The following is a 24,053-nucleotide window of genomic DNA, read 5'->3' as shown; positions in this document are numbered from 1 at the left end:
GCAGAACTTCGTTATCCGGGTTCAAATCTCCTGGGTCATGGTTTATGCATCCAGTTCGATGCTTCTAACCTTCGAGACTCCGTCTCTCATCGAGATTCCGTAAGCTCGTTCTGCGTGCCTTACTGTGATGTCGTTGTGGCTGATAACGATGAACTGGTTTTCGGCAGCATAGTCTTTTAGCAGCTCCGAGAGAAGCTTCGAGTTGGTTTTATCCAGTGCGGCATCGATCTCATCCATCAGGTAGAAAGGAGATTCCTCGTACTCAAGGATTGCGAAGACGAATGCGATCGCGGTCATAGTCTTTTCTCCTCCGCTTAAAGCATCGATGATGTGCGGTTCCTTGCCTGGTGGCTGCGCTCGGATCTTCAAACCTTTCTCAATGTCGTCATCTTCCAAGACTAGCTCTCCGTTACCTCCTTCGAACAGCTGAGTGAATATCTCGCTGAAAGAATCCTGTATCTGAGTCAGTGTGTCCATAAACCTGCTTCGCTTCCGCTGGTCTATCTCATCTATCATGTCCTCGATCTCCAGTTTTTCCTGCCGAATCTCCGAGACCGTCTGCTTGAATGATTCGAACTCCTCGCTTTTTTTCTTGTATTCGTCGATCGCACGCATGTTGACCGGCCCCATCGAGTTCTGCTTGCGCAAGAGCTGTTTTTTCTTCTTTTTCAGATCCTCCGGAGAGCTATCAGTTTTCAACTCATCGGTATCAAAATCAAACTCTTCCATGTCTTCCTTTATGTTCGATAGCTCTGCTTTCAGCTTAGGTTTCTTGCCTTTCTCGTTGTCGATCTTGGTCTTCAAACGCTGTTTTTCGCTGTAAAGCTCTTGGCGTTCACCTCGGATATCTTTCAGGGCTTCCCGCAGCTGTTTACGCTCTTCTTTAAGCTCTTGATCGGTTTCCTGTTTGCTCTCCCGGTTTTTCTTCATCCGTTTGAGTTCGGCGACGTCTTTCTGAAGGTCCTCGATCTTTTCCTTGACTTTCTTCTTTTCCTTTTTCTTTTCCTCAGGGTCAAGAGAGCTTGAGAGCTTCTTCGAGTTCCCGCGTTTCTTTTTCTTCTTACCTCCGGTCATCGCTCCGCCACGGGACATAATATCGCCGTCCAGGGTTACAACGCGGACGCCATCGATGTTTTTAACTGAATCAAGGTCTTCGGCCACCAATGTATCGGAGAAAACGTAATCGATTGCTTTCTGGTAGTCGTTGTTGTAGTTAATCAAGTTAGACGCATAATCAATCACGCCTTTCTTTTTCTTCGCCATCTTCGATTTGGCGCTTTTGGATTTCTGGTTGATCTTATCCATCGGCAGCATTGTCGCCCGGCCGATGTTCTGACGTTTCAGGTAATTGATCGCATCCGTTGCCGCACTCGAGTTCTCAACGACAACGTTGTTCATACGTGAGCCTGCCGCCGTCTCAATAGCGACCGCGAACTTATCCTGTACGCTAACCAGATCCTGTACCGCACCGATAACGCGGTCATCGTCAAGCTGTAGTACTGCGTTGACCGCTTTCGAGCCTGTATTCGACCGGCTCTGCATTTTCTCAAGCTCCTCGATTGTCTCCTCTAGGTCCTCGAGTTTGTCACGTTTGTTCGATATCTCTCCTTTCTTTTTCTCTATCTTGTTTTCAAGATGCGCAATGTCGTTGCCTTCAGTCTGTTTGTCCTCAATTTCCTCGATCCGATCCTGCTTATTTTCTATTTCGGCATCGATCTCCTCGAGCTTCTGGCTTACCTCTTCTAGCCGTTCTCTTTTATCGGATACATCTGTATTCAGGTTTGCTAGCTGGTTGGAAAGCGCGCGCTTCCGCACTTCCAAGGTCGAGGCCTCCAGCTTTTCCTTCCGTTTTTCGAGCTCGCGGTACTTTAACGCCAGCTCCTTTTCCTCCTTTAACTTTTCGAGCCTGCTTTCCTTTTCCTCCAGCAAAAGCTCCTGTTCCTGTAATTTTGATTCGACTTCCTCCAGTTCCTCGAGTGCTGCCTCTTTTTTTCTATCGAACTCGGCGACTCCGGAAAGCTCATCGATTACCTGCCGGCGAGCAACGTTTGACTGCTCTACAATCTCTGTTACCTTTCCCTGCCGGACAAAGTGGTATCCTTCCGGATCAATATTTGCTTTACGTGCGATCTCATCGATCTTAGAGCGTTTACAGTTAGTTCCCATGAACTTATACATGGAAGAACCGGCTCTGGTGACCTTGCGGCCTACCTTGATCTCATCGGTTTCCTCCTCGTCTTCCAGGAACTCATCGAAAATACCAGAGGAGTTATCCAGTGTGATAGTTACAAGCGCGTAGTCTGCGGGTTTACGGGAGTCTCCGCCGTTGAAGATTAGCTGTTCGAGTTTTTCGGCTCTCAGTTTGGAGCTTCGTCGGCCGAACACAAAGCTTATAGCATCGATAACGTTGGATTTGCCGTTCCCGTTCTCTCCGACGATGGCTGTAAGTCCTTCGTAAAACGGGACAGCGGTTTTCTGCTGAAAAGACTTGAAACCTTTCGATGTAACCTTCTTGATCTTGGTATCGCCAGGACTGTATTCCTTCTCCTCCTGTTGCTCGACTGCTTGTGCCTCGGCCATAGTATAGAAAATTTTAGGCGGAGCGCCATAAAAAGACAAGGTAAAAATGATGCCCGGCAACCGCCGGGACTTGAAATTTTACGGTGTTAGTCGGTCCGGATCTCTTGGGAACAGGATTCCTTCCTTGACGTTGTCCAGTTCGGCGACCTGTCTGACCAGTCTGTCGAGGCCTAGTCCGTAGCCTCCGTGAGGTGGCATTCCGAACTTGAACGATTCTAGGTAGAAGCTTATGTCCTCAGGGTCGATTCCTTCCTCTTCGATCGCTGCCATGAGCTTGTCCATGTCATGCTCTCGCTGTCCGCCGGATGCCAGTTCAAGTCCCTTGTAGATAAGATCGAAACGTCGGGATCCATACTTGTCTCCTTCACGGGCTTCCATGTAGTAGAACTTCTCGCCAGGGTAACCGATTACGAAGAAGGCTGGATGTCCTTGTTCTTCGAAGTGTTCTCCAAGCAGTTTCTCTCCTTTCGTGTCTAGATCGTCTTCTTCTGCTGGTTCGTAGTCATACTCTTCTTTGAGGATTCTGCGGGCTTCCTCGAAGCTGATCCGTGGGAAGTCTTCTTCCGGCACTGTCAGCTCTACGCCGAGTTCTTCTAGATCGTCAGCGGATTTTTTCGCTGTCTCTTCTAGTGTGTAACGCAGCGAGTTTTCCAGTACGTCCATGACGTCGTCTTGGTCTTCGATGAACGCTAGCTCGACGTCGAACATGGAGATCTCGGAGACGTGTCTGGAAGTATTCGAGTTTTCTGCGCGGAATGCGGTTCCTGTCTCGTATACTTTATCGAAGCCTGCTGCCATCAGCATCTGCTTGTATAGCTGAGGTGATTGGCTTAGGAATGCTTCTTCTCCGTAGTAGACTACTGGGAAAAGCTCTGCTCCGCCTTCAGCACCCATCTTTGCGATGTTAGGTGTCTGGATGTTGATGTAATCGTTTTTATCGAAGTACTCTTCCATTGACTCGATTAAATGACTTCTTAGTGAGAAGATTGCGTGGATCTCCGGTCTTCTGAGGTCCATGAACCGGTTGTCGAGTCTTGTTGCTCTATCCGAGTCGATGTCCTTCGATACTTCCATTGGAAGCGGTTGTTCGGCGTCTCCGATGATTTCAAGCGAGGTTGGCATTAGCTCGCGGTCACCTGGTGCCTGATCGGATTCTTTGACTGTTCCTTCGATCATTATGACGTCCTCTCGGCCGACTTCCTGTGCTTTCTCGAATAGCTCTTCGTTTTCGTCTTCCTTGAAAACTGCCTGGATTGTGCCTTCCCTGTCTCTTAACAGGATGAAGGTGATTCCTCCTAGATCTCTTATTTCGTGCGCCCAGCCTGCGACGGCTACTTCTTCGCCGTCCATGTCTGGTGTAATATCGCGTGTGTATTGTCGTTTCAGCATTTCCACGTTGAAATCGATCTGTTCAGATTTTTAACTCCTGTTGCTCTCCAACGGTTTTAATAACAGCGTAAGGTAAACCGTTGATAGATGTCAGAGGACGATCAACTTTACGTAAGGGTAGATGGCTACAAAGTACTACTTCAGGATCTCGAGGCAGTCCGACAGATAATTCAGAACGTAGAAGAAGCCGCAGAAGTCCTCAGACAGGTCAGAGAGGTCAAGGAAAAGACCATCGATACCGTATACGAAAACATCGACCGTATGAACGAGAAGCTTGATGACATCGAAATGGAGGTCCCGGAAGTCGAAGGTGAGGTACCTCAACAGGTTGATCTCAACACACAGAACATCCAGGAACCTGAAATCGATGACTCGGTTGAAGAACTTCACTCCGAACTTCAGAACCTACAGAGCGAACTAAGCGATCTCAACAACTGAAGCGCAAATTATCTAAGTTTTTGTTAAATATTCTTCCTATGGATCCTGCTACAATCTCTGCTGGAGCTAGTGTTCTATCGACGTATTTACGAACATACGAGTTTATCAACGAGGGTTCGGAGGAGGAGAAAGTAGCTCAATCAGTAAATGATGCTGTCAAGAAATTTGTTTTCTTCTATGAGGACAGTCACTGGGACGATCTTCACGGTAAGAAGGTGAGGAGAAGCTATCAGAAACATATCAATAAGGAGGCTAACGGATTCAGAGAAATCGCGGTGAAGGCAGATGGAGTGCTAGACGATGAAACAGTAAAGAAGCTGAGAGAAATTTCCGCGGATTTGGAAAACATAGCGATGGATAATCTTAAGGTAAAGGGAGCAGGCCAAATTGGAGGTAAAAAGGTCGGGTTGATTTTAGAAGAAGAGTTAGAGGACTCTTATGAGCTATCAAAAGAAGTAGTAGAGAGTTTGGAATGATGCCGGGGACGAGATTTGAACTCGTGAACCCCTGCGGGACAGGATCTTAAGTCCTGCGCCTTTGGCCACTTGGCTACCCCGGCTGGTTTCCTGCCTGTATGTTTTACGGGGTTGGCAAGAGTTATTGGCTACCCCGGCTAGGTAATGTTTAGTACATCCAGTCTTTTGGATGTGGTTCAAGATCGTCTTCGTTGAAAGGTTCGGAAGGCTCTCTTGCTAATGTTTCAAGGTGGTAACCTAATATAGCTGCGTTCTCAGTTAGTTCTTCGTAGTAACTGGTCAGGTGTTCCGGTCTGCTGGTTTCCTCGTTGTCGGTCTTTTTCTCTGTCTTTGCTTCCTGCCGTGTCTGAGTGTGTCTATCTATAGAAGGCCCGTTTCTGTCGTACATGCTTACGGAGCCTTCTCGAGGAACGGCTCTTCTTTCCGGTATATCGGCTTCGGGTATCGCTTTTAGCTTCTTTACTGCGTTGTTGTAGCTACCGGCCATCAGTTTGTAGGCTGCCTGATCTGTAAGGTTCCAGGTTTCTCTACAGTTTTCAGAGGCGATTAATTCCTCGGCTACCGTGTCTATGCTTTTTTCTGAGTTCTCCGCGCCCTCTCTACAGCTCCGGTATATTAACACGTCTTCAAGTAGGAGGTCAACTTCCCGCAGTTCGTTTCGGAGAGATCTGGTCTTCTTGGTCTCGAAATCTGAGTCCTTGGAAACTGTGAAGTTGGAGGTCTGAGATATTTTCGTGTATCTATCTGACACGAGAAAAAGATGTATGTGAAAAAGTAAATATGTGGTGTTTTACAGTTCTTCGAGTGCTTCGGAGAACTCATCAAGCTCTTTTTTGATCTCCTTGACAGCCTGCTCGAATAGCTCTTCGTTACTGTAACCGCTTGATGATTCGATTCTGAAGACGAACTCTCCGTCATCAATCTTTTCGTATCCTACTGTTCCGCCCTGGTGTTTGGCGTGTTCCTCTCCGCGTCCAAGCTCGGCTTGACCTTCGAACTCGACTGCCTGACCTTCTTTCAGTGTCGCAATAACCGTATCAGGGTTGACCGGCTCTGCCTCCTCGTTGTCGGTCTTGATGTCTTTCGCGTAGAGCTTTCCAGGTCCTTCCTTCATCGCAGCTATGTGAACTGTGTCTCCGTCTTCAACGGTTTGCGGGATTGTGAAAGGAACTAGTCCTGCTCGGTGTGCGAGCATCTCATCGAAGATAGCTGACTGGTTCTCACTGATATCTAGGTGGCTGATGGAAAGTGTAGGAACCTTTGTTAGAATAGATCGTCTCAAAGCGTTAGCTACAGCAGGGTTCGCATCTGTCAAAGTAATCTTTGTGACATCTGCGTCTTCCTCTACGTTGACATCCATTGGTTTACACCCTTCTTCCGCGTTTTCCGCCCTTGGCTCTACAGCCATCGTGCGGTACAGGTGTTACGTCTTCGATGTCTCCAACGTCTAGATCGCTTCTGGAGATAGCTCTGATCGCTGGCTGTGCGCCTTTACCAGGCATCTTTGCCTTTGATCCACCGGGCGCACGAACCTGAATATCGACCTGTTCGATACCCTTCTCCTTGGCTTCCTCTGTGGCTTGCTTTGCGGCCTTCATAGCTGGGAAAGGCTCTCCCTGCATACGGCCTTTGTCCGTAACCATTCCTGCTGAGATCCTTGCGATTGTCTCAGCTCCTGTGGCATCGGTTACGTGAATTATTGTGTTGTTGAAACTTGAGTAAATGTTTACAATTCCTTTACGAGTCATTCTTCATCTTCCTCCGTTGTCTCCTCTGATTCTTCAGAAGCTTCTTCCTCTGCTTCTTCTGTCTCTTCTTCAACTTCCTCTGGTTCCTCTTCCGGCTCAGGCATTCTGAGTTCGACTTCCTTCTCTTCTTCCTGTGTAAGAAGGTAGCTTGGAACCGTTACGCGCTGTCCATCGACGTAGACGTGTCCGTGGACAACAAGCTGTCGGGCTTCGGATGCTGTATCCGAGAAACCTCTTCTGTTGACAGCTGTCTGTAGTCTTCTATCTAGTATGTCTGTTACCTTCAGAGATAGAACGTCTTCAAGGTGATCGTCTTCTCTGATCAGTCCGAGTCTGTTAACCTTTCCCAGGAACTTCTGCGTTCGGTTCTCGTCTTCAGCAGCAGCAAGCTTCCGTGCCTGCCGTCTGAGATCTCTTACCTGGCTCTGTGCCTTGTGAATCTCCTGTTTCTTGGAAAGACCGTAGTCTTCCTTCAACGAGTCCTCTCTGTTGATTCTTTCTTCGTTCCATCCTTCGTTCGGTGTCTCGTACTGCTTGTTGAGTTTCTTTACCATTCAAAAATCTCCTCCGGTGATTTTCTGTGACCTTCGCATTATTCGTCTCCTCCGTCAGGCGATGCCTCTTCCTGAAGTCTTGCTCGGGAAACTCCGATCTTGCTTCCGGATCTGAATGAGGACTTTGTCTTCTGTCCGCGTACTGGCAGACCGATCTCGTGTCTCCATCCGACGTAGGAACCGATTTCCTTGTAACGTCTGATATCGAACTCCTTACGTAGCTCGAGGTCGGAACCGATTAGATGACGGTCTTCTCCTGTTTCTCTATCTTTTCTCCGGTTTCTTACCCATGCTGGAACTCCAGCTTCTTCCGGACTCTTGATTGTTTCTTCAATTTGATCGATTTCTTCATCGCTTAGAGATCCGATCTTGGTCTCTGTATCGAATTCTAGTACTTTAGCGATAGCATTACCGTACATGTCGCCAACGCCACTTAGTGAGCGGATAGCTTTAGCTATCGGTTTGGTTCCATCGATATCGGTTCTCGCAATTCTTACAATTTCACGGACTTCTGACATGCTGTAGCCAATAAGTTCCAGACAATTCTTTTAAAGGTGGATAAGTGTGGGTGGTTTTCACACCCCTGATTTTTATTCCGAGCTTTACCGTTCGTCGGTTTTCTTTATCAGCCGAAGATCAAAGATCTTCTTGGTGACTAGAAGAACAGAGAGCTACCGCTCATCCGTCTTCTTAATGATCGAAAATCAGAGATTTTCTGCTTCAAACAGAAAACCGACTATCTCTCGTCGGTTTTCTTTATGAGATGCCATCCGAACTGTGTTTCCACAGGCTCGCTGATCTCATCTACGTCCATGCTGAAGGCTTTCTTCTCGAAAGGCTTGGCCATCTTCCCGCGGCCGAAGAATCCTAGGTCGCCGCCTTTCTTGCTTGAAGGACAGTCAGAGTGTTCCTTGGCCATTTCCTCGAAGGTTCCTTCGTCTTTTTCCATCTCTCTTTTGATTTGTGTCGCATGCTGTTCGTTTTCAACTAGAATATGTGACGCACGTACTTCCTTGCTCATGGTTTTGCTTTGGAAGAGAATCTTTTAACCCGTTACCAACAAGGTTTAATCCTTCCAGAACAAACCGAGGCTATGAGGCCTGAAAACTACATTCTGCTTGTTTCCGATGAAAAGAACTACCTGACAACATCTGAAACCGATCTACACACCAAAGAAGGCATGATAGAAAAGCAGAAGCTGGAAAAACGCTCAACTCGGAGACAGTATAGAGACCAACACAGGCAAGATCTTCCGGGTTCTCGAACCGGATCTAAACGACCTGAAAAAACACTTGTTCAAACGCAAGGCTCAGGTCATAACTGAAAAAGACGCCGGAGCCATAATAGCCCAGACGATACTGGCGGCTACATGATGGTTTACTCGCCGGCGCTAGAACAGGCATCCGAGGCTGTCCAGTCAGCTGAGAACTTTGAATTCAAACTGGAGAGCGTTGTCGAGAACATTCAGCGAAACTGGAATGTTGCTCCTAAAAAGTCGTTGAGAGATGAAGTTGGTCACACCGCATTCGTTGTTTTCATGAGAAAGCTTGGCTAAAACCGTGTTATTCTAGGTGTGCGGTATCGTTCATTCGAACTAGTTTCCAGCCTCTTTTTTCACTGTGCTTTATTTCGGTCAAACCTGTGTTGTCCTGTGAAAGCTTGTTGTATCCTTCTCCGCTTAGATTCAGGATTTCCATCAGAGTTGCTTTCAGAGCTACGCTGTGTCCACCTACCAAGATAGTCTCGTCCTCGCCGTGTTTTTCCCTTAGCTCATCTAGCTTTCCAACGAACCGCTCTCCGACCTCTCTCAGACTTTCCCCTCCATCAGGTTTCAGGAAGTGACGGTCGCCGTCATGTTCTCTTACCACTTTGCGCCAATCGTCTTTTGGTCTTCCCTCGTGCTCTCCGAAACCTCTTTCCCGGAACTCTTTGTATCTTTGAGGCTCCAGTCCGTGTCTTTCAGCTATGATCTTGGTGGTCTCGTATGTTCTCTCTAGATCGCTGGAGTAAGCAGCATCGAAACTGTATTTTTCAAGTCTATTCGCTGCCTTTTCAGCCTGCTCAACCCCATATTTGTTCAGGCTCACATCTAGCTGGCCTGTGATAGAGTCTTTAGCATTATGTTCGGTCTCGCCATGTCGGATCAGGACCACACACATAGAATCCGATTGGCGAATCAGTGTTAAATCAGGTTTTACCGAGATGTTAACGTTTTCACTGTAGTAGTCTGAATAGGTTGTAAGGGAATGAACAAAAAGGAGCTTTTGAGGCAGAAACTAGGGATAATCGAAAAATGCGGCGGCCAACGTGAATGGAACAAAAAATCTGGTGTCAACCGCCACGGCGACCAGTACCGCCATTTCATGGTCAAAAGTGCGATCTACGAGATACTATCTGATAACAGTCATGAAGTGAGGACGGAAGTCGAGATACCGAACGAATGGATCGTCGATGTAATAGACGCGGACACTGCGATGATCTACGAGGTTGAGACAAATCTCACGCCAGCCAGCAAGAAAAGCAAAGTCCGGCGCTACCTCCAAGCACAGTGTATGGGGCCGGTAATAGAGGACATAATATTTTTCGATCCAACAGAGCTTCCAACAGATATCTTCGAACTCAAAAAAGAGCTGAAAGAAGAACTCATACTTAATTAGCCTTCCGAGCTTTCTCCGGGTGCGGAGAGGAAAGAAGAGTTAAAACCTAATTTTTCAGTTACAATTATTTGTGGTTCGTAGCCTGGGCTGCTTTAATTTTTAAATGAAATAGAAGCAAATTTGAGGTATGAAATCTGTCAAAGAGGAACTGTCTGGTCTAAAGGAGTTGATGAAGGATGTAGATGGTGTTTTAGGAAGTATTCAGAAGCTGGAGAGGGATGAAAAGAGTAAGGAAGACTCTACCTTTAATCTAATCAAGAAAATAGAGAATGGAAGTCTTTCAAGAGATTCAATAAAGGAGTTGATGAAGGAAAAGAAATCAGAGGTGAAGGAAGAAGACGAAGCAACTAAGGAGCTTAAACAGGCTATCCAGGGCGAAGAAAAGGAAGTTCAAACGTTCACAGATATAGTAAAGAAGATTAGACAAGAGGAAAAGCAGGAAGACCAGGAAATACAGCAGTTAGAACAAGAAATATCTCAGTTGAAGAATCAGGGAGCGACTCAGGAACTGGTTATGGCTATATTAAGGCTTCTGATGGATGCGGCTCAGAGAGCAGCTGATGAGGCACAGGAAGAATACGGGACGACTCAGGAAGGAACGCATATCGCTGATGAGGAGGAGAAGACTGCTCAAGAAATCCAGAACTTGGAAAAAATCGAGCAAGAGGAAGAAAAAGAAGAGAAGGAGATAGACAAGATTGCTAGGAGTAGCGGTAACGAGCAATTAGAGGCGTTTGATCAGGAGCTACATCAGCACACAGAAAGGGATGAGATGATGGCTGTTAAAGAGGCTAAAGAAGAAACAAACCTAGCTCAGAAATTCGAAAGCAGGGTTGAAGCTTTAGGCGAAGAAACCGAACACACCGAAGAAGAAGTCAAAGAACTCTTGGATGATGCAAAAGAGGTTGAATCAATAGTTAAGGGATCTCCTGTTGACTCGGAAGAATTTGAAGAAAAGATGAGCGGAGTGTTTGACACACTCAAAAATGCAGGCAATACCGCTGAGAAGGCGATGGATGGAATCAAGGAAACTGCTAAAGAAGCAACAGACGCAGCAAAGCAAGCTAAGAAAGCAACATAGTGAAATCAGGAATGTAGATTCTCAAAGACGAGATTTACAAGGCTTAGCTGATTTTCCCACATTTCCGATTTAGCAATAAGAGGAGAGGGAGCATTACAAGTCCTGGCCCCGAACCTAAAGAAACATCTATAGCCCCCCCAGGATTCGAACCTGGGTCAGCGGCTATCTTCGATCGAAGAGCAGAACTCTTCTCAATCCTCGTCCAAAATGACTTAAGGTTCCAAAGGCCGCTATGATTGGCCACTACACCAGGGGGCTTGTAGAATAACTCGTTGACTGAACTCTTAAAAGGAATTCTGAAGAGAGGGAGCGGGTCGGAAAGGTTTTTCTTTTTCAGATGTCGTCGGGGTACATGACTTCTGCTTCTCTGTAGGTCTCTTCTATTTTACAGGTCCAGGTCGGATATATTTCATCTCGGAACTCTTCGTAAGAGGCTGTAAACTCTTCGGTGGTGCTTAAGTTAGGGCCTGCGTTGGCTGGTCCGTAGCTCATGTCTGTTATGTATATCTCCATCATGCCTTTGGTATCTTGATGTTTCGGGAATAGGGCTATTCCTATATCGGACTCTTTTTCTGTTTTAAAAGCTTCCATAAAACGGTCTATGGTTTCAACTGTTCTTTCTAAGGACTCTATCCATTCAGGGTTCTCTCTAGACATTAAATAAGAGATCAGTTCGGTTAATAATGGATATGCTTACAGTGAAATGTGTTTGAACTTTAGAATAGTGGAAAATGTGCTGTATTGAAGAGTATGTGTTTTTAGCCCCCACAGGATTCGAACCTGTGTCTCGACCCCCAGAAGGTCGAAGGATTGGCCGCTACCCCAGGGGGCTTTTGCTTCCTGGTAAAACTTAATTCCGAAGCAAGTCTTTTTATGATGAATCAAAAGCCGCCGAAGTTTTATTCCTGCGTGAAAACTAACGGTTATGGGCTTAATCGATAAAATACTGGGCGGTTCAGGCAGTCCGGAGAAACCTGAACAGAAGATCAGAAAATCTCTTAATCAGGTCGCAAAGGAGATCGAATCACTGATCCAGAAGGTTGAACAAGGCGATGAACGGCTTGAATCTCTTGAGGAAAATATCAAAGCCGAAGGTTCTGCGGCCGATGTAAATCGGGCTGAACAGAAATTCAAGGACAATATGATCTACTTCCAGAGCGGAGTCCAGAAGATCGAAGAACACGTTCAAAGAGCGGACGTAGCCTTGAATAATGTAGACTTAGGCCCGGAGTTCGAGAAAAAAGCCCGGCATAACGTACAGTTAGCTAAGAAAATTGTAAGCTATATGGAAAAGGAACTTAACGAAATTGATTCAAGTCTTGAGAGCGCTGAACACTCCGAAGGGATCGAGGAGCTGAATGAACTGGAGAGAATCGAGGAAAAAGACGAGCAGGTCCTTGAAAGAATGGAGAAAATGTTCCGTGGCTCCGGGCCGTTCGAAGACAACCCGGATTACGGATGGATATCACTCTCTTAACTTGTCCAGGCCGGCATATATTCCCACAATAGTTATTGTAGTGAACAGAACTGCTGGCGCGAATATCTGAAGCACCTGGCTGCTTTGGAAAATACCGATATCGATCCCTATCAGCAATACTACCAGTGTCTCGATATCCAGACTTAGCAACGATCCTGCTACTGTGAAAGGACTGTCGAACCCGTGGATCTTTGGTATAACGTATCCGATCGCCAGCTTTGAGACTGTGGAAAGCCCGAATAGGAACAGCGCGGCTTCCATGTTCGCAAGCATTCCGTTAGGCCCGGTGATTGTAAGCCCGAGGCCGAACCATGCGAAAAACAGCGGGATAAACAAGCCTAGGCTGATGGCTTTGATCTTTTCCTGGAAAGCCCTTGATTCGGAGAACTCGCTTCGTGAGACAATTACTCCTGCGAAGAAAGCGCCTACAACGCTTGATAGACCGATTAGCTCGGTTACGTAGGCCATTGAAAGCAGTAAGGCGAATGTGATTGCGAACTGTGCTTCAGCTTCTTCAAACATTATGATGTAATCATCGATCCTGTGGATGAAGTTGTGTAGCACGAAGAAGACTGCTGTGAATCCTAGGATTCCGGCTATCTGGATAGCCAGGCTTTGAACTGTTGATGCGGTTGTCAGCACTAAGACGGTCAAAAGCCCGAATCCGGCGGTGACATTGATAACAGATGCTTTGATCGTGTACTTTCCAAGCTCTCTGTCCAACATTCCACGTGAAAGCATTATCTTTGATGGGACGCCGATATCGATCATCGCGTAAGCCAGGGCTATGAAGACGAACTGCTGGATTCCGCTGAAAGGCAGGAACTGCTCTCCGAAAACCAGCAAGGCTCCGAGAATGAAAGCAAAGCTTCCGATCAACACACCTAGTCCTAGGTCAAGTCCTTTCCGGTGTCGGAATATGTCAACGGCATTCTCCTCACGTAAGCCTGCCTGGAACAGGATCAGCGTGGATCCGATTGTTCCGAAACCTGCCAGCGCCTCCGCGGAGATTGCCCAGCCGGGATCGACAAACGAGAATATCTTTGCCGCCTCCGATAATCCGGGTCCTAAAAGCAGACCTGCGAAAATGTATCCGATAATCGATTCAAGTCCGATCCGCTCGAATAACTCTCCGATCACGAACGAAACCGCTAGAACAGCTGAAATCGCAAACAGTGTTGTAACAGATAAGCCCGCTGCCATCACTCAATCTCCTCGATCAAGTGGTTTTCATGGACGACGCCTATGATCTCTCCGTCTTCTTCCACAGGTAAGGACCTTAGATCCTCTTTGTCCATTAAGAAAGCTAGATCGCCGACATCCTCATCAGGCTCTACCGTGAGGTTATGTTTGCTCATTAAATCCTCTGCGGTCTCCGCTACGTAGCTGCTGTCAAACGAGAAACCTAAGATCCCAATTACTTTCTCCTCATCGACCTTTTCCTCGGGTACAAGCACCTTAAGCAACGAGTTTTCATGTATCTCGCCGACTACCTTCCCTTCTTTCCTTACAATTAAAGTGTTTTCAATTCCCTTGACCTCCTCCATAACTTCCTCGACGGACGCATCCGCTTCAATGAAGTCAGGTTCGTCCATCAACTCTCTTGCGGTCTTCATAGACAAGTTTTGAGGAAAACTCGATTATAATACTAAGCTAGAAAACGCCGGGACAGGGATTTGAACCCGAAGCAGTCGTAGAGTGCTTCTCGCATCAAATCCTGAATATTTGAGGAATACGCCGGGACAGGGATTTGAACCCTGGAGACCCGTCAAGGGTCACCGGTTCTCAAGACCGGCACAATAGGCCAGACTCTGTCATCCCGGCAGGCCGTATACCTTTAATTGAAGGGAAACGGTATTAAGAGTCGGTTCGAATCCAGATAGAAATTAGCTGGTTAAAAAGGAATATGATAGGAAGTGTGGCTTGAGGGCCTTTACTCGTCCTCGTCTTTTGGGATCTCTCCTTCAGTTAGCTTGGCCAGGAAGTCGTCTTCGATCTCGAGTTTTCCTTTCAGCCATTCAGCCATTTCACGGTCTCGATCTGTAGTGTTTTCGGATTCAAGATCGTCTGTGGCAAATACGATTGCGCCGTAAAGCATCTTCGCTGCCTGTTCGCTGATCTCTGTATCGCTGTTTTTGAACTTTTCAGCGATGATTGTCGAGGTAGCTGCTACATCTTCGATCTCGAAGCTTGCTTCTGTGAAGATGTCTTCCTGTAGTTCATCGTCCTTGTTGTTAATTATCTCTTTGACGTCCCCTGGCTTGATCCGGGTGGAAAGCTGTCTCATGTGACTTGCATCTACTATTACGATTTCCTCCATGCTGTAGAGGTGGTATGAGGCATCTGAAATTGATTCTTCTATGTTGTCGAGAAGGTATTTTGCCTGCTTGTCCGGTTCGCCGAATGCTGCGGCTGCCGGGCTTTCATCGTGCTTTTTCAGGTACTCTGAATATCCAAATGCTGCTGCCACTCCATCCAACTTTGGGTTTTCTGGAGGGATTATTAGCTTAGTCGCCATAAACCATTATTCGACAAGTAACTTGAAAACCTCTACTGATCCCAGCGTTTTGGATACTCTTCAGGCTTCATGTGAACGGTCTCCGGTGCGGCCGCATCTCCGTCTTCGCTGAACATCTCCTCGCTGCTCATCAAAGCATCTGCGATACAGATCAACTCTCCTTTCAACGTCATCACCGCGATCATATCTCCTTCCGAGATACCGTCCTGTAGCTTCGAGATACCTGCTGTTCCCAGCTTCGATCCGTTCGCTACGGCGTTGACCGCAGAGTCTTTGACAACGACTTTAGGTATGTCCTTTACAGCGTTCTCTATTGGATGTACGAGTTCACGGATCTTTTCCTCATCTCCATCACCTTTGTAGAAATGGTAGGCATCGACAATGTCCTGTATCTTACAAGTATCTTCTTCGCTCAGAAATCCTTGTTTGGTTCTACGCAGCTCGTTCATATCCGCTGCTACATCCAGTTCGTCTCCGATCTGTTCGATCAATACTCTTACGTAGAAACCTGATTCGCATCTTACACGGCCTAGAATTTTCTTTCCGTCTTTTTCCAGTAGCTCTATTTCATAGACTTCCCGGCTGCGCTCTTCTTTTTTCACAGCTGATTTTTCCGGAGGGGTCTGCTGGTTTTCCCCTAGGAACTGTTTTAGTACGTCTTCGATGTCTTCTTCGGCGCGGTCCTGTGTTAGCTCTGCTTCGAAAATGTATTCTTTTTCTGACTGGCTTAGAACTCTCTGGATCCTTGTACCTCCGTTTATCCCTACTGGTAGGACTCCGGTTGCGTTAGGGTCAAGTGTGCCGAAATGCCCGGTCTTGTGAAGATTCAACTCTTTTTTGATCCATGAAGATACCTGGTTGGATGTAGGGCCGAAGGGCTTGTCTATAACTATGAAGCTTTTCTCAAGTAGCTGTTCTACATTTCTCTGAGAGGGTACTGTTCCGAACTCTTCGCTTGGCTCCGATTCCTCTCGTGTGTACCATTCGACCATAGTTTACTGAGATTCCTTAACTCTTATCATACGATACACTGAATTGGTTTTCAGGCTACACCGAGCAGCTTCCTGAATACGTATGTCAGCGGCATCGCGATCAGGATGTAGAATCCAAGCCAGTTCAACTCGTTTCCTGCCAGGATCGGTATGTTGAAAGGCAGTTTTACGAACATCGCATTGACTTTCACGAACTTGCCCTCGTAACTTGACAGTAAACCCGGTGATTTCTCTCCTACCTTCTTTACGTCCCATGTAACTCCTGAGGCATCGAAGTACTCTCCTACCTTTGCCTGCTGGCTGTCGTACTCAACTACGGGTGTTCCTGTCGAGTTGTTCACTGTTATCAGAGATGTTTGTTCTCCGAACGTAAGGTTGCCCTCATACATTCCTGGAGAGGTCTCTGCTAGCTGGACTGTTGGTGCGAAGGTTGCGCCCAGCCATGGAAAGATCAGTGTGACGAACAGAAGCGTGCCTATCATCGGCTTGAAGTTTTCCTTCATCAGCTCCTGGTTTACCTCCATGGATTTTTGCATGTGCTTGGAGGCTTTGTCTGTTTTATCGTTACTTCGAGCCTCCTTCATCTTATCCTGGTGGTGGCTCATTTTTTCCTTTAGCTTGTCTGCTTTCTCTATGTCAAGGAAATGCCAGTATATTAGTGAAAACAGTCCTGCCAGGCAAACCGAGAAAAACCCTAGTGACGCATACGGGCCGAGAGCTAGCAGTGGCTGAAAGACCACGTTGTAAAAACTGTAAAGTGCTGTAAGTATCGGTGCTAGTTCCGCGACCATGTATTGTTATCCTCCATAGATGCTTTTAAACTCGCTGATCTCCTTTTTTTTGTCACTGCTGGCTCAAGAAGTAGGGGTTGATATGTGGTTTTTTACGATGCGCCCATGAAGTCCTTGAGAGCTGGGTGAAGTTCTTCCATGTGTTTCTGAGCGAGCTGCTCGTACAGTCTGTACAGGATCATGACTGTAAGCAAGATTCCTGTTCCTCCTCCGGCTGCTCCGGTCATGTTGGCTACTGCCGCCAGTAGTCCGACTACTGCTCCGGATAGAATTGTCAGTCCTGGGATGTAACGGTTCAAGACTTTCTTGATTACACGGGTGTCTCTGCGGAATCCTGGGACCTTCATGCCGGTGTCGTGGATCTGCTGGGCTACCGAGTCAGCATCCTGACCGGATGTCTTCATCCAGAAGATCGAGAACACTGTCGATCCTACCACGTAGATTGCTGTGTAAAATATTACGTGGAAGATATCTATCGGTGTGATCGCTGTGAATCCCACGGTCAGCAGGCTGTCGATTATCTGTGTCGGAGGGCTGAGCCATGAGACAAGTCCTGATGTGAACTGTCCGTCGGCACTCAGGGTTCCGAAGATTGATGATGACCCTGCTGCTGTCAGCGTTGTTCCTAGTATTCTAATGTTTGAAACTGCGGCTGCGATCAGGATTACAGGCATGTTTGATGTGTAGAGGAACTTCAGAGGCCATTTCTGCCCGAAACCTCTGGTGTTTCCAAGCGTTAACGGTATTTCAACACGCATTGCCTGTAGATATACTACTGTTAGGAACACTGCTGCTGTCATTATTACTGGTAGGAACTCTGAGAACATTCCTGCTAGGCTTGTGGTCTGTGTTGCCTTGAATATCTGTCCTACAGGTGTTCCGCCTACCGTCCAGAAAAGCGGTGCCGGTGAGCCTCCCTGTGCTAGAGGGGAGATAGCTGTGATGTATACTGCTTTCGATACTCCGGCTGCGATGAATATTCCTACTCCTGATCCGAATCCCCATTTCTGTACTAGGTCGTCCATGAGGATGATCAGCATTCCTCCCAGAGCGATCTGGCTTCCTACTACGGCAAGTGTTCCTGGCGTGTTCATTCCTACGCCGAATACGCCCATTGCGTAACCGAAACCGGTTAGAACTGCTAGTAAGTATGCTAGTACTTTCTGAGCTGCCTGGAACTTCTGTTTTCCTTGCTGTGTGTTTGTATTCCAGTTAAGTAGCTCAGATCCTACAAGCATCTGTAATACAATCGAGGATGTAACGATAGGAGATATTCCGAGCGTGATAATCGTACCGATCTGTGCGCCTAAAATGGTCTGCATAGTTTCAAGCTGAGTTAACGCCTGGGCTACCGCCTGGCTGTCAGCTCCGTAAATGTTGATTGACCCTAGGATGAAGTAAAGCAGTAGGACTACTCCGGTCCATGAAAGCATTTCTTTCAGGGACTGCTCTTTCTCAGGCTCTCTTACTGATGGTAGAAAACCTGCTACCTTCATCAGGGTAGAAGACATCTTACTCCTCAGTTATGGCTTGTCCGTCCGCGTCTTTAATCTTTTCCTCTGCGGAGGATGAGAAGTTTTCAGCGTGAACTTCAACAGGCCGTGTTAGGCGTCCTTTACCTAGAATCTTGTCGTAACCTGCTTTCTCAGCGTAGAAGACGTACTCTCCGTCCTCTTCTTCAGCTGCGCCCTGTTCAACGAACTCTTCAATTCTCTGATCGATATCTCTGAGATTGATTCCGTTCTGAGGGTCTTTCCGGGAGTTAAATCCTTTCTCACCGAGCTGGTGGATCCCGTCTTTCGTCATTTTCTTGTGCTTTGCCTTCTTTCCGCGTCCTGCGTTGCCACGTCCTCCGCGGTTTCCTGCTCCACGGTTCTTCTTGCTTGATCCGTATCCATGGCTCCCGGACTTGTTCTTCTTGGAACGTCTCTTAGTCATTAGTTGAAAACCTCCTGTTTTCGTCTTTCCGGAAATCTGTGATTTCCATCTTTTACACCATCCTCTGGACTAGTTCGTCCATGTCTTCTCTTTTACCTAGTGATCCGCCCTGGCCGACCTGAGACCGTGTTCCCTTGTAACCTTTCTTAGGAGGTCTACAGGAGAATGCGTCTCCGGACTCTACTTCCGAGCCTTTTTTCTCTGCCAGTTTCTCAAGTAGCTGTTCGCTGACTGTTCCGTAAGTGATGTAGTCTTTGACCTTGTTCATCATGCCTTCGTTGGCATCGGATTCGTCGAACACTACTAGCTGGTTCTTTTTCTCTAGGTTTAGATTGTCGAGTGTGTACTCGATGTCTTCCTTGACGTCTACCTGTCCTCGTACTCTTACTGCTGCTAGCATTTACTTGACTACCTCGTTGATGTTCTCGAGTGCTTCGAATGAAGCTTTCAACAGGTTTTCTCTTGTCTGTGTCTTACCCTGTGTCTGTACCCAGACGTCGCTGATTCCTCCTAGTTCAAGGAGTTTCTTGACGTCATCGCTTGCTGCCAGTCCTGTACCTTTAGGTGCTGGCTTCAGACTTACTTGTACGCTTCCAACCTTTGCGGTTGACTCGATAGGAATTGAGCTTGTGTGTTCTGTCTGATCTTCCCAGCTTCCGCTGCCGTGCTGTACCTCGATAAGGTTCAGCTTGGCTTCACGTGTAGCTGATTCGATTGCGGCACGGGTGTCGTTTGCCTCTCCGTATCCAAGGCCTACGACGTTGTTCTTATCGCCTACTACAACCATTGCCTTTGTGTTGTAACGTGCGCCGGATTTGTGCATCCGTGCTGTACGTTTGGAGACGGTTCTTCTCTTACCTCCTCCCTTTCCTGGTGTTCCTCCGATCAGGATTACCTCTTCGTTCAGGTTGATCAGCTGGTCTACGATTTCCGGTTCCATGATTGGCTGATCTGCGTTCATTGCGTCCTTGATGTTTGAAATCTGTCCGTTAGCGACCTTCTTACCTAGCTTGGTCTTCGGATTCCAGACTTCTTCTGCTTCGTCTCTGTCACTCATTGTAGTTCACCTTCGATACTTTCCTTTACGGACTCTACATCATCTGAGATCTCTACGTCCTTCATCTCTTCGATGTGTTCTCCGTGAAGACGTCCCTCTTCAGGAACCATCTGCTCTCCTACAGGGACGTGTACTCCGGCATCGTTCAGGCCCTGTACAGCGGCAAATGTCCGTCCGCCTGCCTTGATGCTTCGAAGCCCTGTATCCAGCACTGCTTTGTCTGTATCAGCCTTCATTCCTGCCAGGAATCCTGTCAGGTATGCTGCTGGAAGATTCCCTGTGCTGTGATCCCAGCCGAACTCTTCTAGCTGCTTGGATACTGTCTGTGCTGTGTTCCGGTCTCCTTCTCTTTCGAACTCGGAGATCTGAACTCTAGTATGCTGGTTTGAGGTTCTGACTACTGCTCGAGGCTTTCCATTCTTCAGTAGGCTTAGCCTGTTCTGGTAGTCTGTTTCCTGATCTCGTCTTCTTCTCTTCTTTACTCTGTAGTTTGATGAATCTGCCATTATTCTACACTCTCTAGCTTGTTGGCTACGTGGTTTTCCAGGTGTTTTGTGTCACGGAAGAACCCTCCCTTAGCCATGTCGTAAAGCTTCCGGTACTGTTCCTGTGTGACTTCTTCCTCGTCTCTCATCTCTTTGAGACGTTTACGGATTGAACGGATCTTTTCCATCCAGTCCTGTTTCTCTGATTTACGAGCAGTTTTCCGTCCTTTACGGGAACCGTGTCCTTTACGGCGTCCTTTCTGCTTTTGCTTCTTAGCTTTTCTGCTTCTTCCTTTCGAAGTACCTTCAACGTCCCGTTTGTCGATCGCTCCGCTCTCAACTAGGTTGCGGATGTCCTGACGTGTGATTGCTTCTTCAATCTTCTCTTCCTGCTCAGGGTCGATCCATACACGGTTCTTTCCTACGCCGAGTACTTCTGCTGCCATTCTTCTCTGGCTCTTTAGATCACTCATCTGTATCTCCTCTGTTTAGTACCTTTAACTCGAGTTCATCTGCTTTCTCGAGAATCTGTGCTTTCTTCTTTCCACCGACTGTTCCAGCGATTCTTGCTGCTTCAGTTTCGCTGTCTAGGTCTTCTAGTTCAACGGGTCGGTTGACAAGCACTTCATCGTAACCCGATGGGTGTTTGCCTCTGACATATTTGTCAGTTCTTCGTCCTGCTTTAGGCTTTGGAGCTGCTCCTTTGACCTCTCTGCGAATATCGCTGTGAGTTCCGTTAGGGCTTCTCCAGCTACCGGATGAAACTCTCTTGTGCTTGTGTGCGTCTTCTCTTTTGAAATCCTTGCTCATTGTTTCTTACCTCTCTTTGTGATGTAAACTCCGTCCTGGAAGCTTCTTGGATCACGGTCGCCTTTATGACAGGCCTGTTCGATACGGGCTGCTGTCTGTGCTACTGCGTCCTTATCGTTTCCTGTAAGCTTCAGGTCATCGCCGTCTACTTCGACTTCGACTCCTTCCATTACATCGATAACACGGTCCTTCCGTTCTCCCATGAAGTTCTGAAGATGAATCTCATCTCCCTGCTGTTTGATTGTCATAGGGAAGTGTGCGTAGACTCCTGAAAGCTCGTAAACGTGTGCTTCCTCAAGTCCTTCTACCATGTTTTCTACGTGGCTCTTGAAAGTTCCTGTAATGCTCTCTACGTTTCTCTTCGAAGTAAGTGCTGTGAAAATTACTTCATCGTCACTTACCTCTACTTCGATGAGGGCATGCTCCATCTTCTTTGTTACTTCGTTGTCTCCGTCGGTTACGGTTAGAACTCCGTCTTCGTAACTTGCTTTGAAGCCTTCAGGTAGCTGTGCTGATGCCATCAGTAAACATACCCCAGGAGCTTTCCTCCTACGTGTTCTTCTTTGGCTTCTCTGTGTGTCATAACTCCTTTCGGTGTTGTGACGATCAGATGTCCGAAGTTCTTAGCCGGTAGGAATCTTTTCTCCCACTTTGTGTACTCATCGGCCTTGACAAAGAAGTTCGGTTTAACAGGTTCGAACTGGTTGATATCTTCCACTTCTACCTTGAACTTTCCGCCTTTGCCGTCTTCGATAAGCTCGAAAACTCCGATGTATTCTTCCTGCTGTAGTTCAATCAGCACGTTCTTGATCAGATTCGTTGCTGGTGAAACTGTTGCGTGATTGTTTTCTATATCTGCTGCGTTGTTGATCGCGCTGATCGCGTCTGAAAGTGTATCGTGTTGCATCTGTTAGATCACTTGAGTTGTTCAAAGCCGAGGTCTTCGGCTACTTCACGGAAGCACTGTCGGCAGTAGTTAAGTCCGTACTTGGAGATAATACCGCGTCCGATTCTTCCGCATCTTCTGCATTCTTTCTTGGATTTTCCGTAATCTCTGTTCTTCGGAGCATTATGTTTCTCGAACTTCAGTCTCTTTCCTTTCTTATGTTCGATCTGTTCTAACACTCGTTCATAACTCATCATTATTCGGTCACCTCTAGTGTCAGCTCGGTTTTCACGAACTCCTTGGCTTCCTGATCGGATACCTTGTGCTGCTTTCCGATCTTGGAAGGCTTGTGGTTACGTCTCTTAACTCTGTAACCCGGTCTTTCCAGGCTTACCGCTACCTCGAATCCTTTCATGCCGATGTCGCTGTCGTAATCGACTCCTGGCACATCGATGTACTCGGATACTCCGAAACCGAAGTTCCCGTTGCCATCAAAGGATCCATCTGTAATCTCGTTTGCTGCTGGAGCGACTTTCTCGAGGAACTCTCTTGCCTCTTCTCCTCGAAGAGTTACCATTGCTCCAATGTTCAGTCCTTCTCTTAGACCGAAGGACTTGGATTCATCCTTGGACTCTGTGCGAACAGGTTCTTTACCTGTAAGCTTCTTCAGTAGGCTTACTGCGTTCTCTACGCCCTGACCTACCTGTCCTTCTCCAATGTTTACTACTACTTTGCTGACTTCGATCTGTTTCATCTCGTTCATTTATCTGGTCACCTCTAGGTTCTCAACTGCTACAAGGTTTCCGAGTCTTGTCTCGAACTCTCTGTCCGATTCAACTGTTGCTGTATCAGGCTTCATTCCTCTACGATTGATTTCCTTGATCTCAGCCTTCTCTCCTGCGTGAGATCCCTCGATTACAAGAGCCTGATTTCCTTCAGCTAACTCGACTTCCTTGACGGAGTCGTTGAAAACAAGAGTGTTTCCTGTTGAGAACTCATCTTCTGTCCGGAAGTTCTCTCCGTTGTGAAGCCGGTAAACGAACTCGTCGCCTTCAACGCTTTTGTCGAGAATCTTGGCTGCCACCTTGTCTCCATCCGTAACCGGAAGGAAAACAAGTTTCTTACCTTGCTTTACAGCTCGGAAAGATTCCTCTGTATCAGGGAACTGTACTACATCAAGTACGCCGATACCCTGCTTGATGTCTCTCAGTTTGTCTCCGTTTCTCAAAATTTTACCTTCTTTAACGATCTTTGTGGCTTCCTTCGCATTATCAGCGTACTCTGTGACTTCTCTCAAGAATACTACTGTTGGGATCGCGGTGTCTCTGCTTCGAGATCCTTTGATCTCGGAGACGTAAGACGATTCCTTCCTGTTGATAGGATAATGCTTCGGAGCCGGAAGTCTCTTGTTATGTGTCATTTATTGGTTCACCTTACCTTCTAACCAGTCAACGAATGTTTTCCGGTTCTTTCCTGCCTTCTCAGCTTCAAGAGCTGCCTCGTAGTCAGGGTTCTCCATCTCGTTCAATGCGTCTTTCGCATCGCCGATGTTGTTATCGACTACACCGCTGTAGTCTGTCTCATCAGCTTCTTCGGATTCGGAATCTTCCTCAGACTCTTCCTCTTCTGCTTCCTCGACCTGGTCTTTGATCTCTTCGAGTTCGTCTTCGTCAATCTCGTCCATGTCGATCGATGAGTCACCTGACTGCATCTGCTTCATCATTTCGTTTTCATCGTCTTCCTCGAGAGCTTCCTCCATCTCTTCTTCGTCGACTTCAATATCTGCGAAGTCGTCTTCGGTGATGTCGAATTTCTCCATTCTCATGTCATCGTCAACGTTCATTGCGACGACCTGAAGATTGGAAGGTCTCAAAGGAATCTGTGATTCTGTACCGTTCTGGCGTTCAACTGTGATGCCGTTTACGTATACTTTCTCGCTAGAATAATCTACCTTGTTTACAATACCGGTTTCTCCTCTGTGATCTCCGCGCTTAACTTCGATCTGATCCCCGGTTCTCAGCTTGATGGTTCGGGTTCCTAGATCTTCACGTAGATCCTTGGAAACGTTGGCCGAAACCAGCTTCCTCTTGACGTGCTGAGGTGCGTTTCTTCTGTATTTGCGTTGTTTACTTGGGTTCTGACTGTTGTTCCAGCTCTTGCTCCAGTTATCTGTCAT

35 protein-coding genes and 4 tRNA genes are annotated in these 24,053 nt (G+C 47.1%); 7 read left to right on the top strand and 32 right to left on the bottom strand.

Annotated features, from left to right (window positions below):
- Positions 1-42 precede the first annotated feature (42 nt).
- Together SVXnc_RS04610 and aspS are read right to left on the bottom strand one after the other, a co-directional pair.
- Positions 43-2,580 carry a chromosome segregation SMC family protein gene (locus SVXnc_RS04610; protein ID WP_347721751.1) on the bottom strand — a complete coding sequence of 846 codons (2,538 nt, stop codon included), beginning with the start codon at positions 2,578-2,580 and terminating at the stop codon, positions 43-45.
- Positions 2,581-2,658: 78 nt separating this feature from the next.
- On the bottom strand, positions 2,659-3,969 hold the full coding sequence (aspS, locus tag SVXnc_RS04605) for an aspartate--tRNA(Asn) ligase (RefSeq protein WP_347722425.1): 1,311 nt from the start codon (positions 3,967-3,969) through the stop codon (positions 2,659-2,661).
- A gap of 87 nt (positions 3,970-4,056) precedes the next feature.
- Here aspS and SVXnc_RS04600 point away from each other — a divergent pair, with 87 nt between their 5' ends.
- On the top strand, positions 4,057-4,407 hold the full coding sequence (locus SVXnc_RS04600; RefSeq protein WP_347721750.1) for a hypothetical protein: 351 nt from the start codon (positions 4,057-4,059) through the stop codon (positions 4,405-4,407).
- A gap of 38 nt (positions 4,408-4,445) precedes the next feature.
- Positions 4,446-4,883 carry a hypothetical protein gene (locus tag SVXnc_RS04595; RefSeq protein WP_347721749.1) on the top strand — a complete coding sequence of 146 codons (438 nt, stop codon included), beginning with the start codon at positions 4,446-4,448 and terminating at the stop codon, positions 4,881-4,883.
- On the opposite strand, the gene SVXnc_RS04590 is transcribed toward SVXnc_RS04595, so the two are convergent.
- The 7 genes from SVXnc_RS04590 to SVXnc_RS04560 form a co-directional block, all read right to left on the bottom strand.
- Positions 4,884-4,966, bottom strand: a tRNA-Leu gene (locus tag SVXnc_RS04590).
- 65 nt (positions 4,967-5,031) lie between these two features.
- A complete protein-coding gene (locus SVXnc_RS04585; RefSeq protein WP_347721748.1) occupies positions 5,032-5,634 on the bottom strand; it encodes a hypothetical protein in 603 nt (200 codons plus the stop codon).
- A gap of 39 nt (positions 5,635-5,673) precedes the next feature.
- Complete coding sequence (locus tag SVXnc_RS04580) at positions 5,674-6,243, bottom strand: hypothetical protein (RefSeq protein WP_347721747.1); 570 nt, start codon at positions 6,241-6,243, stop codon at positions 5,674-5,676.
- A gap of 4 nt (positions 6,244-6,247) precedes the next feature.
- Positions 6,248-6,631: a 30S ribosomal protein S11 gene (locus tag SVXnc_RS04575; RefSeq protein ID WP_347721746.1), complete on the bottom strand. Its 384-nt coding sequence runs from the start codon at positions 6,629-6,631 to the stop codon at positions 6,248-6,250.
- A complete protein-coding gene (locus tag SVXnc_RS04570; protein WP_347721745.1) occupies positions 6,628-7,185 on the bottom strand; it encodes a 30S ribosomal protein S4 in 558 nt (185 codons plus the stop codon). The genes SVXnc_RS04575 and SVXnc_RS04570 overlap by 4 nt, the downstream gene beginning before the upstream one ends.
- Positions 7,186-7,223: 38 nt before the next feature.
- A complete protein-coding gene (locus SVXnc_RS04565; protein WP_347721744.1) occupies positions 7,224-7,703 on the bottom strand; it encodes a 30S ribosomal protein S13 in 480 nt (159 codons plus the stop codon).
- A gap of 218 nt (positions 7,704-7,921) precedes the next feature.
- The gene (locus SVXnc_RS04560; RefSeq protein ID WP_488592072.1) at positions 7,922-8,206 is read right to left on the bottom strand and encodes a peptidylprolyl isomerase; all 285 of its coding nucleotides are present in this window, start codon (positions 8,204-8,206) and stop codon (positions 7,922-7,924) included.
- A gap of 72 nt (positions 8,207-8,278) precedes the next feature.
- On the opposite strand from SVXnc_RS04560, the gene SVXnc_RS04555 reads away from it, so the two are divergent.
- Positions 8,279-8,509 carry a hypothetical protein gene (locus tag SVXnc_RS04555; protein ID WP_347721743.1) on the top strand — a complete coding sequence of 77 codons (231 nt, stop codon included), beginning with the start codon at positions 8,279-8,281 and terminating at the stop codon, positions 8,507-8,509.
- A 45-nt stretch (positions 8,510-8,554) separates the two neighbouring features.
- Positions 8,555-8,740 carry a hypothetical protein gene (locus SVXnc_RS04550; protein WP_347721742.1) on the top strand — a complete coding sequence of 62 codons (186 nt, stop codon included), beginning with the start codon at positions 8,555-8,557 and terminating at the stop codon, positions 8,738-8,740.
- A gap of 7 nt (positions 8,741-8,747) precedes the next feature.
- Here the strand turns inward: SVXnc_RS04550 and SVXnc_RS04545 are convergent, their stop codons facing one another.
- Positions 8,748-9,344 (bottom strand): histidine phosphatase family protein, encoded by a 597-nt coding sequence (locus tag SVXnc_RS04545; RefSeq protein WP_347721741.1) that lies wholly within the window; start codon positions 9,342-9,344, stop codon positions 8,748-8,750.
- 87 nt (positions 9,345-9,431) lie between these two features.
- On the opposite strand from SVXnc_RS04545, the gene SVXnc_RS04540 reads away from it, so the two are divergent.
- The gene (locus SVXnc_RS04540) at positions 9,432-9,842 is read left to right on the top strand and encodes a hypothetical protein (RefSeq protein WP_347721740.1); all 411 of its coding nucleotides are present in this window, start codon (positions 9,432-9,434) and stop codon (positions 9,840-9,842) included.
- A 127-nt stretch (positions 9,843-9,969) separates the two neighbouring features.
- Positions 9,970-10,923: a coiled-coil domain-containing protein gene (locus SVXnc_RS04535; RefSeq protein WP_347721739.1), complete on the top strand. Its 954-nt coding sequence runs from the start codon at positions 9,970-9,972 to the stop codon at positions 10,921-10,923.
- A gap of 129 nt (positions 10,924-11,052) precedes the next feature.
- On the opposite strand, the gene SVXnc_RS04530 is transcribed toward SVXnc_RS04535, so the two are convergent.
- The 3 genes from SVXnc_RS04530 to SVXnc_RS04520 all read right to left on the bottom strand — a co-directional run bounded on the left by SVXnc_RS04530 (position 11,053) and on the right by SVXnc_RS04520 (position 11,755).
- Positions 11,053-11,181 (bottom strand) — tRNA-Gln (locus tag SVXnc_RS04530).
- A gap of 75 nt (positions 11,182-11,256) precedes the next feature.
- On the bottom strand, positions 11,257-11,580 hold the full coding sequence (locus SVXnc_RS04525) for a hypothetical protein (protein ID WP_347721738.1): 324 nt from the start codon (positions 11,578-11,580) through the stop codon (positions 11,257-11,259).
- Between the two features lie 102 nt (positions 11,581-11,682).
- A tRNA-Gln gene (locus SVXnc_RS04520) sits at positions 11,683-11,755 on the bottom strand.
- 93 nt (positions 11,756-11,848) lie between these two features.
- Between SVXnc_RS04520 and SVXnc_RS04515 the strand changes: the two genes are divergently transcribed.
- Positions 11,849-12,400, top strand: coding sequence for a hypothetical protein (locus SVXnc_RS04515; protein WP_347721737.1), 552 nt, complete (start codon positions 11,849-11,851; stop codon positions 12,398-12,400).
- Here the strand turns inward: SVXnc_RS04515 and SVXnc_RS04510 are convergent.
- The 19 genes from SVXnc_RS04510 to rplX all read right to left on the bottom strand — a co-directional run bounded on the left by SVXnc_RS04510 (position 12,389) and on the right by rplX (position 24,053).
- Positions 12,389-13,603, bottom strand: coding sequence for a cation:proton antiporter (locus SVXnc_RS04510; protein WP_347721736.1), 1,215 nt, complete (start codon positions 13,601-13,603; stop codon positions 12,389-12,391). The two genes, SVXnc_RS04515 and SVXnc_RS04510, sit on opposite strands and share 12 nt — an antisense overlap.
- A complete protein-coding gene (locus tag SVXnc_RS04505; RefSeq protein WP_347721735.1) occupies positions 13,603-14,016 on the bottom strand; it encodes a CBS domain-containing protein in 414 nt (137 codons plus the stop codon). Before SVXnc_RS04505 ends, SVXnc_RS04510 begins: the two co-directional genes overlap by 1 nt.
- A gap of 119 nt (positions 14,017-14,135) precedes the next feature.
- Positions 14,136-14,224, bottom strand: a tRNA-Ser gene (locus SVXnc_RS04500).
- 109 nt (positions 14,225-14,333) lie between these two features.
- Positions 14,334-14,918, bottom strand: a complete 585-nt coding sequence (locus SVXnc_RS04495) for a hypothetical protein (protein ID WP_347721734.1) — start codon at positions 14,916-14,918, stop codon at positions 14,334-14,336.
- Between the two features lie 32 nt (positions 14,919-14,950).
- On the bottom strand, positions 14,951-15,910 hold the full coding sequence (locus SVXnc_RS04490) for an RNA-guided pseudouridylation complex pseudouridine synthase subunit Cbf5 (RefSeq protein ID WP_347721733.1): 960 nt from the start codon (positions 15,908-15,910) through the stop codon (positions 14,951-14,953).
- Between the two features lie 50 nt (positions 15,911-15,960).
- Positions 15,961-16,701, bottom strand: a complete 741-nt coding sequence (locus SVXnc_RS04485; RefSeq protein ID WP_347721732.1) for an EMC3/TMCO1 family protein — start codon at positions 16,699-16,701, stop codon at positions 15,961-15,963.
- 92 nt (positions 16,702-16,793) lie between these two features.
- A complete protein-coding gene (secY, locus tag SVXnc_RS04480; protein ID WP_347721731.1) occupies positions 16,794-18,212 on the bottom strand; it encodes a preprotein translocase subunit SecY in 1,419 nt (472 codons plus the stop codon).
- Between the two features lies 1 nt (position 18,213).
- Entirely contained in the window at positions 18,214-18,639 is a 426-nt protein-coding gene (locus SVXnc_RS04475) for an uL15m family ribosomal protein (protein WP_347721730.1), read from the bottom strand.
- A gap of 52 nt (positions 18,640-18,691) precedes the next feature.
- Entirely contained in the window at positions 18,692-19,039 is a 348-nt protein-coding gene (locus SVXnc_RS04470; protein ID WP_347721729.1) for an uL30 family ribosomal protein, read from the bottom strand.
- On the bottom strand, positions 19,040-19,696 hold the full coding sequence (gene rpsE / locus SVXnc_RS04465; protein WP_347721728.1) for a 30S ribosomal protein S5: 657 nt from the start codon (positions 19,694-19,696) through the stop codon (positions 19,040-19,042).
- Entirely contained in the window at positions 19,693-20,202 is a 510-nt protein-coding gene (locus SVXnc_RS04460; RefSeq protein WP_347721727.1) for a 50S ribosomal protein L18, read from the bottom strand. The genes rpsE and SVXnc_RS04460 overlap by 4 nt, the downstream gene beginning before the upstream one ends.
- Entirely contained in the window at positions 20,202-20,654 is a 453-nt protein-coding gene (locus SVXnc_RS04455; protein WP_347721726.1) for a 50S ribosomal protein L19e, read from the bottom strand. Before SVXnc_RS04455 ends, SVXnc_RS04460 begins: the two co-directional genes overlap by 1 nt.
- Positions 20,647-20,991, bottom strand: coding sequence for a 50S ribosomal protein L32e (locus tag SVXnc_RS04450; RefSeq protein WP_347721725.1), 345 nt, complete (start codon positions 20,989-20,991; stop codon positions 20,647-20,649). The genes SVXnc_RS04455 and SVXnc_RS04450 overlap by 8 nt, the downstream gene beginning before the upstream one ends.
- Positions 20,988-21,512, bottom strand: coding sequence for a 50S ribosomal protein L6 (gene rplF, locus SVXnc_RS04445; RefSeq protein ID WP_347721724.1), 525 nt, complete (start codon positions 21,510-21,512; stop codon positions 20,988-20,990). Before rplF ends, SVXnc_RS04450 begins: the two co-directional genes overlap by 4 nt.
- Positions 21,512-21,898, bottom strand: a complete 387-nt coding sequence (locus SVXnc_RS04440) for a 30S ribosomal protein S8 (protein ID WP_347721723.1) — start codon at positions 21,896-21,898, stop codon at positions 21,512-21,514. Before SVXnc_RS04440 ends, rplF begins: the two co-directional genes overlap by 1 nt.
- An 8-nt stretch (positions 21,899-21,906) precedes the next feature.
- Positions 21,907-22,080: a 30S ribosomal protein S14 gene (locus tag SVXnc_RS04435; RefSeq protein ID WP_347722423.1), complete on the bottom strand. Its 174-nt coding sequence runs from the start codon at positions 22,078-22,080 to the stop codon at positions 21,907-21,909.
- A 53-nt stretch (positions 22,081-22,133) separates the two neighbouring features.
- Positions 22,134-22,640, bottom strand: coding sequence for a 50S ribosomal protein L5 (locus SVXnc_RS04430; RefSeq protein ID WP_347721722.1), 507 nt, complete (start codon positions 22,638-22,640; stop codon positions 22,134-22,136).
- Complete coding sequence (locus SVXnc_RS04425; protein WP_347721721.1) at positions 22,641-23,297, bottom strand: KOW motif-containing protein; 657 nt, start codon at positions 23,295-23,297, stop codon at positions 22,641-22,643.
- Positions 23,298-24,053: a 50S ribosomal protein L24 gene (rplX, locus tag SVXnc_RS04420; protein WP_347721720.1), complete on the bottom strand. Its 756-nt coding sequence runs from the start codon at positions 24,051-24,053 to the stop codon at positions 23,298-23,300.

This window comes from Candidatus Nanohalococcus occultus (genome assembly GCF_029207735.1).
GTDB classification, from domain to species: domain Archaea; phylum Nanohalarchaeota; class Nanosalinia; order Nanosalinales; family Nanosalinaceae; genus Nanohalococcus; species Nanohalococcus occultus.
This window is presented reverse-complemented; position numbering and strand designations above follow the sequence as displayed.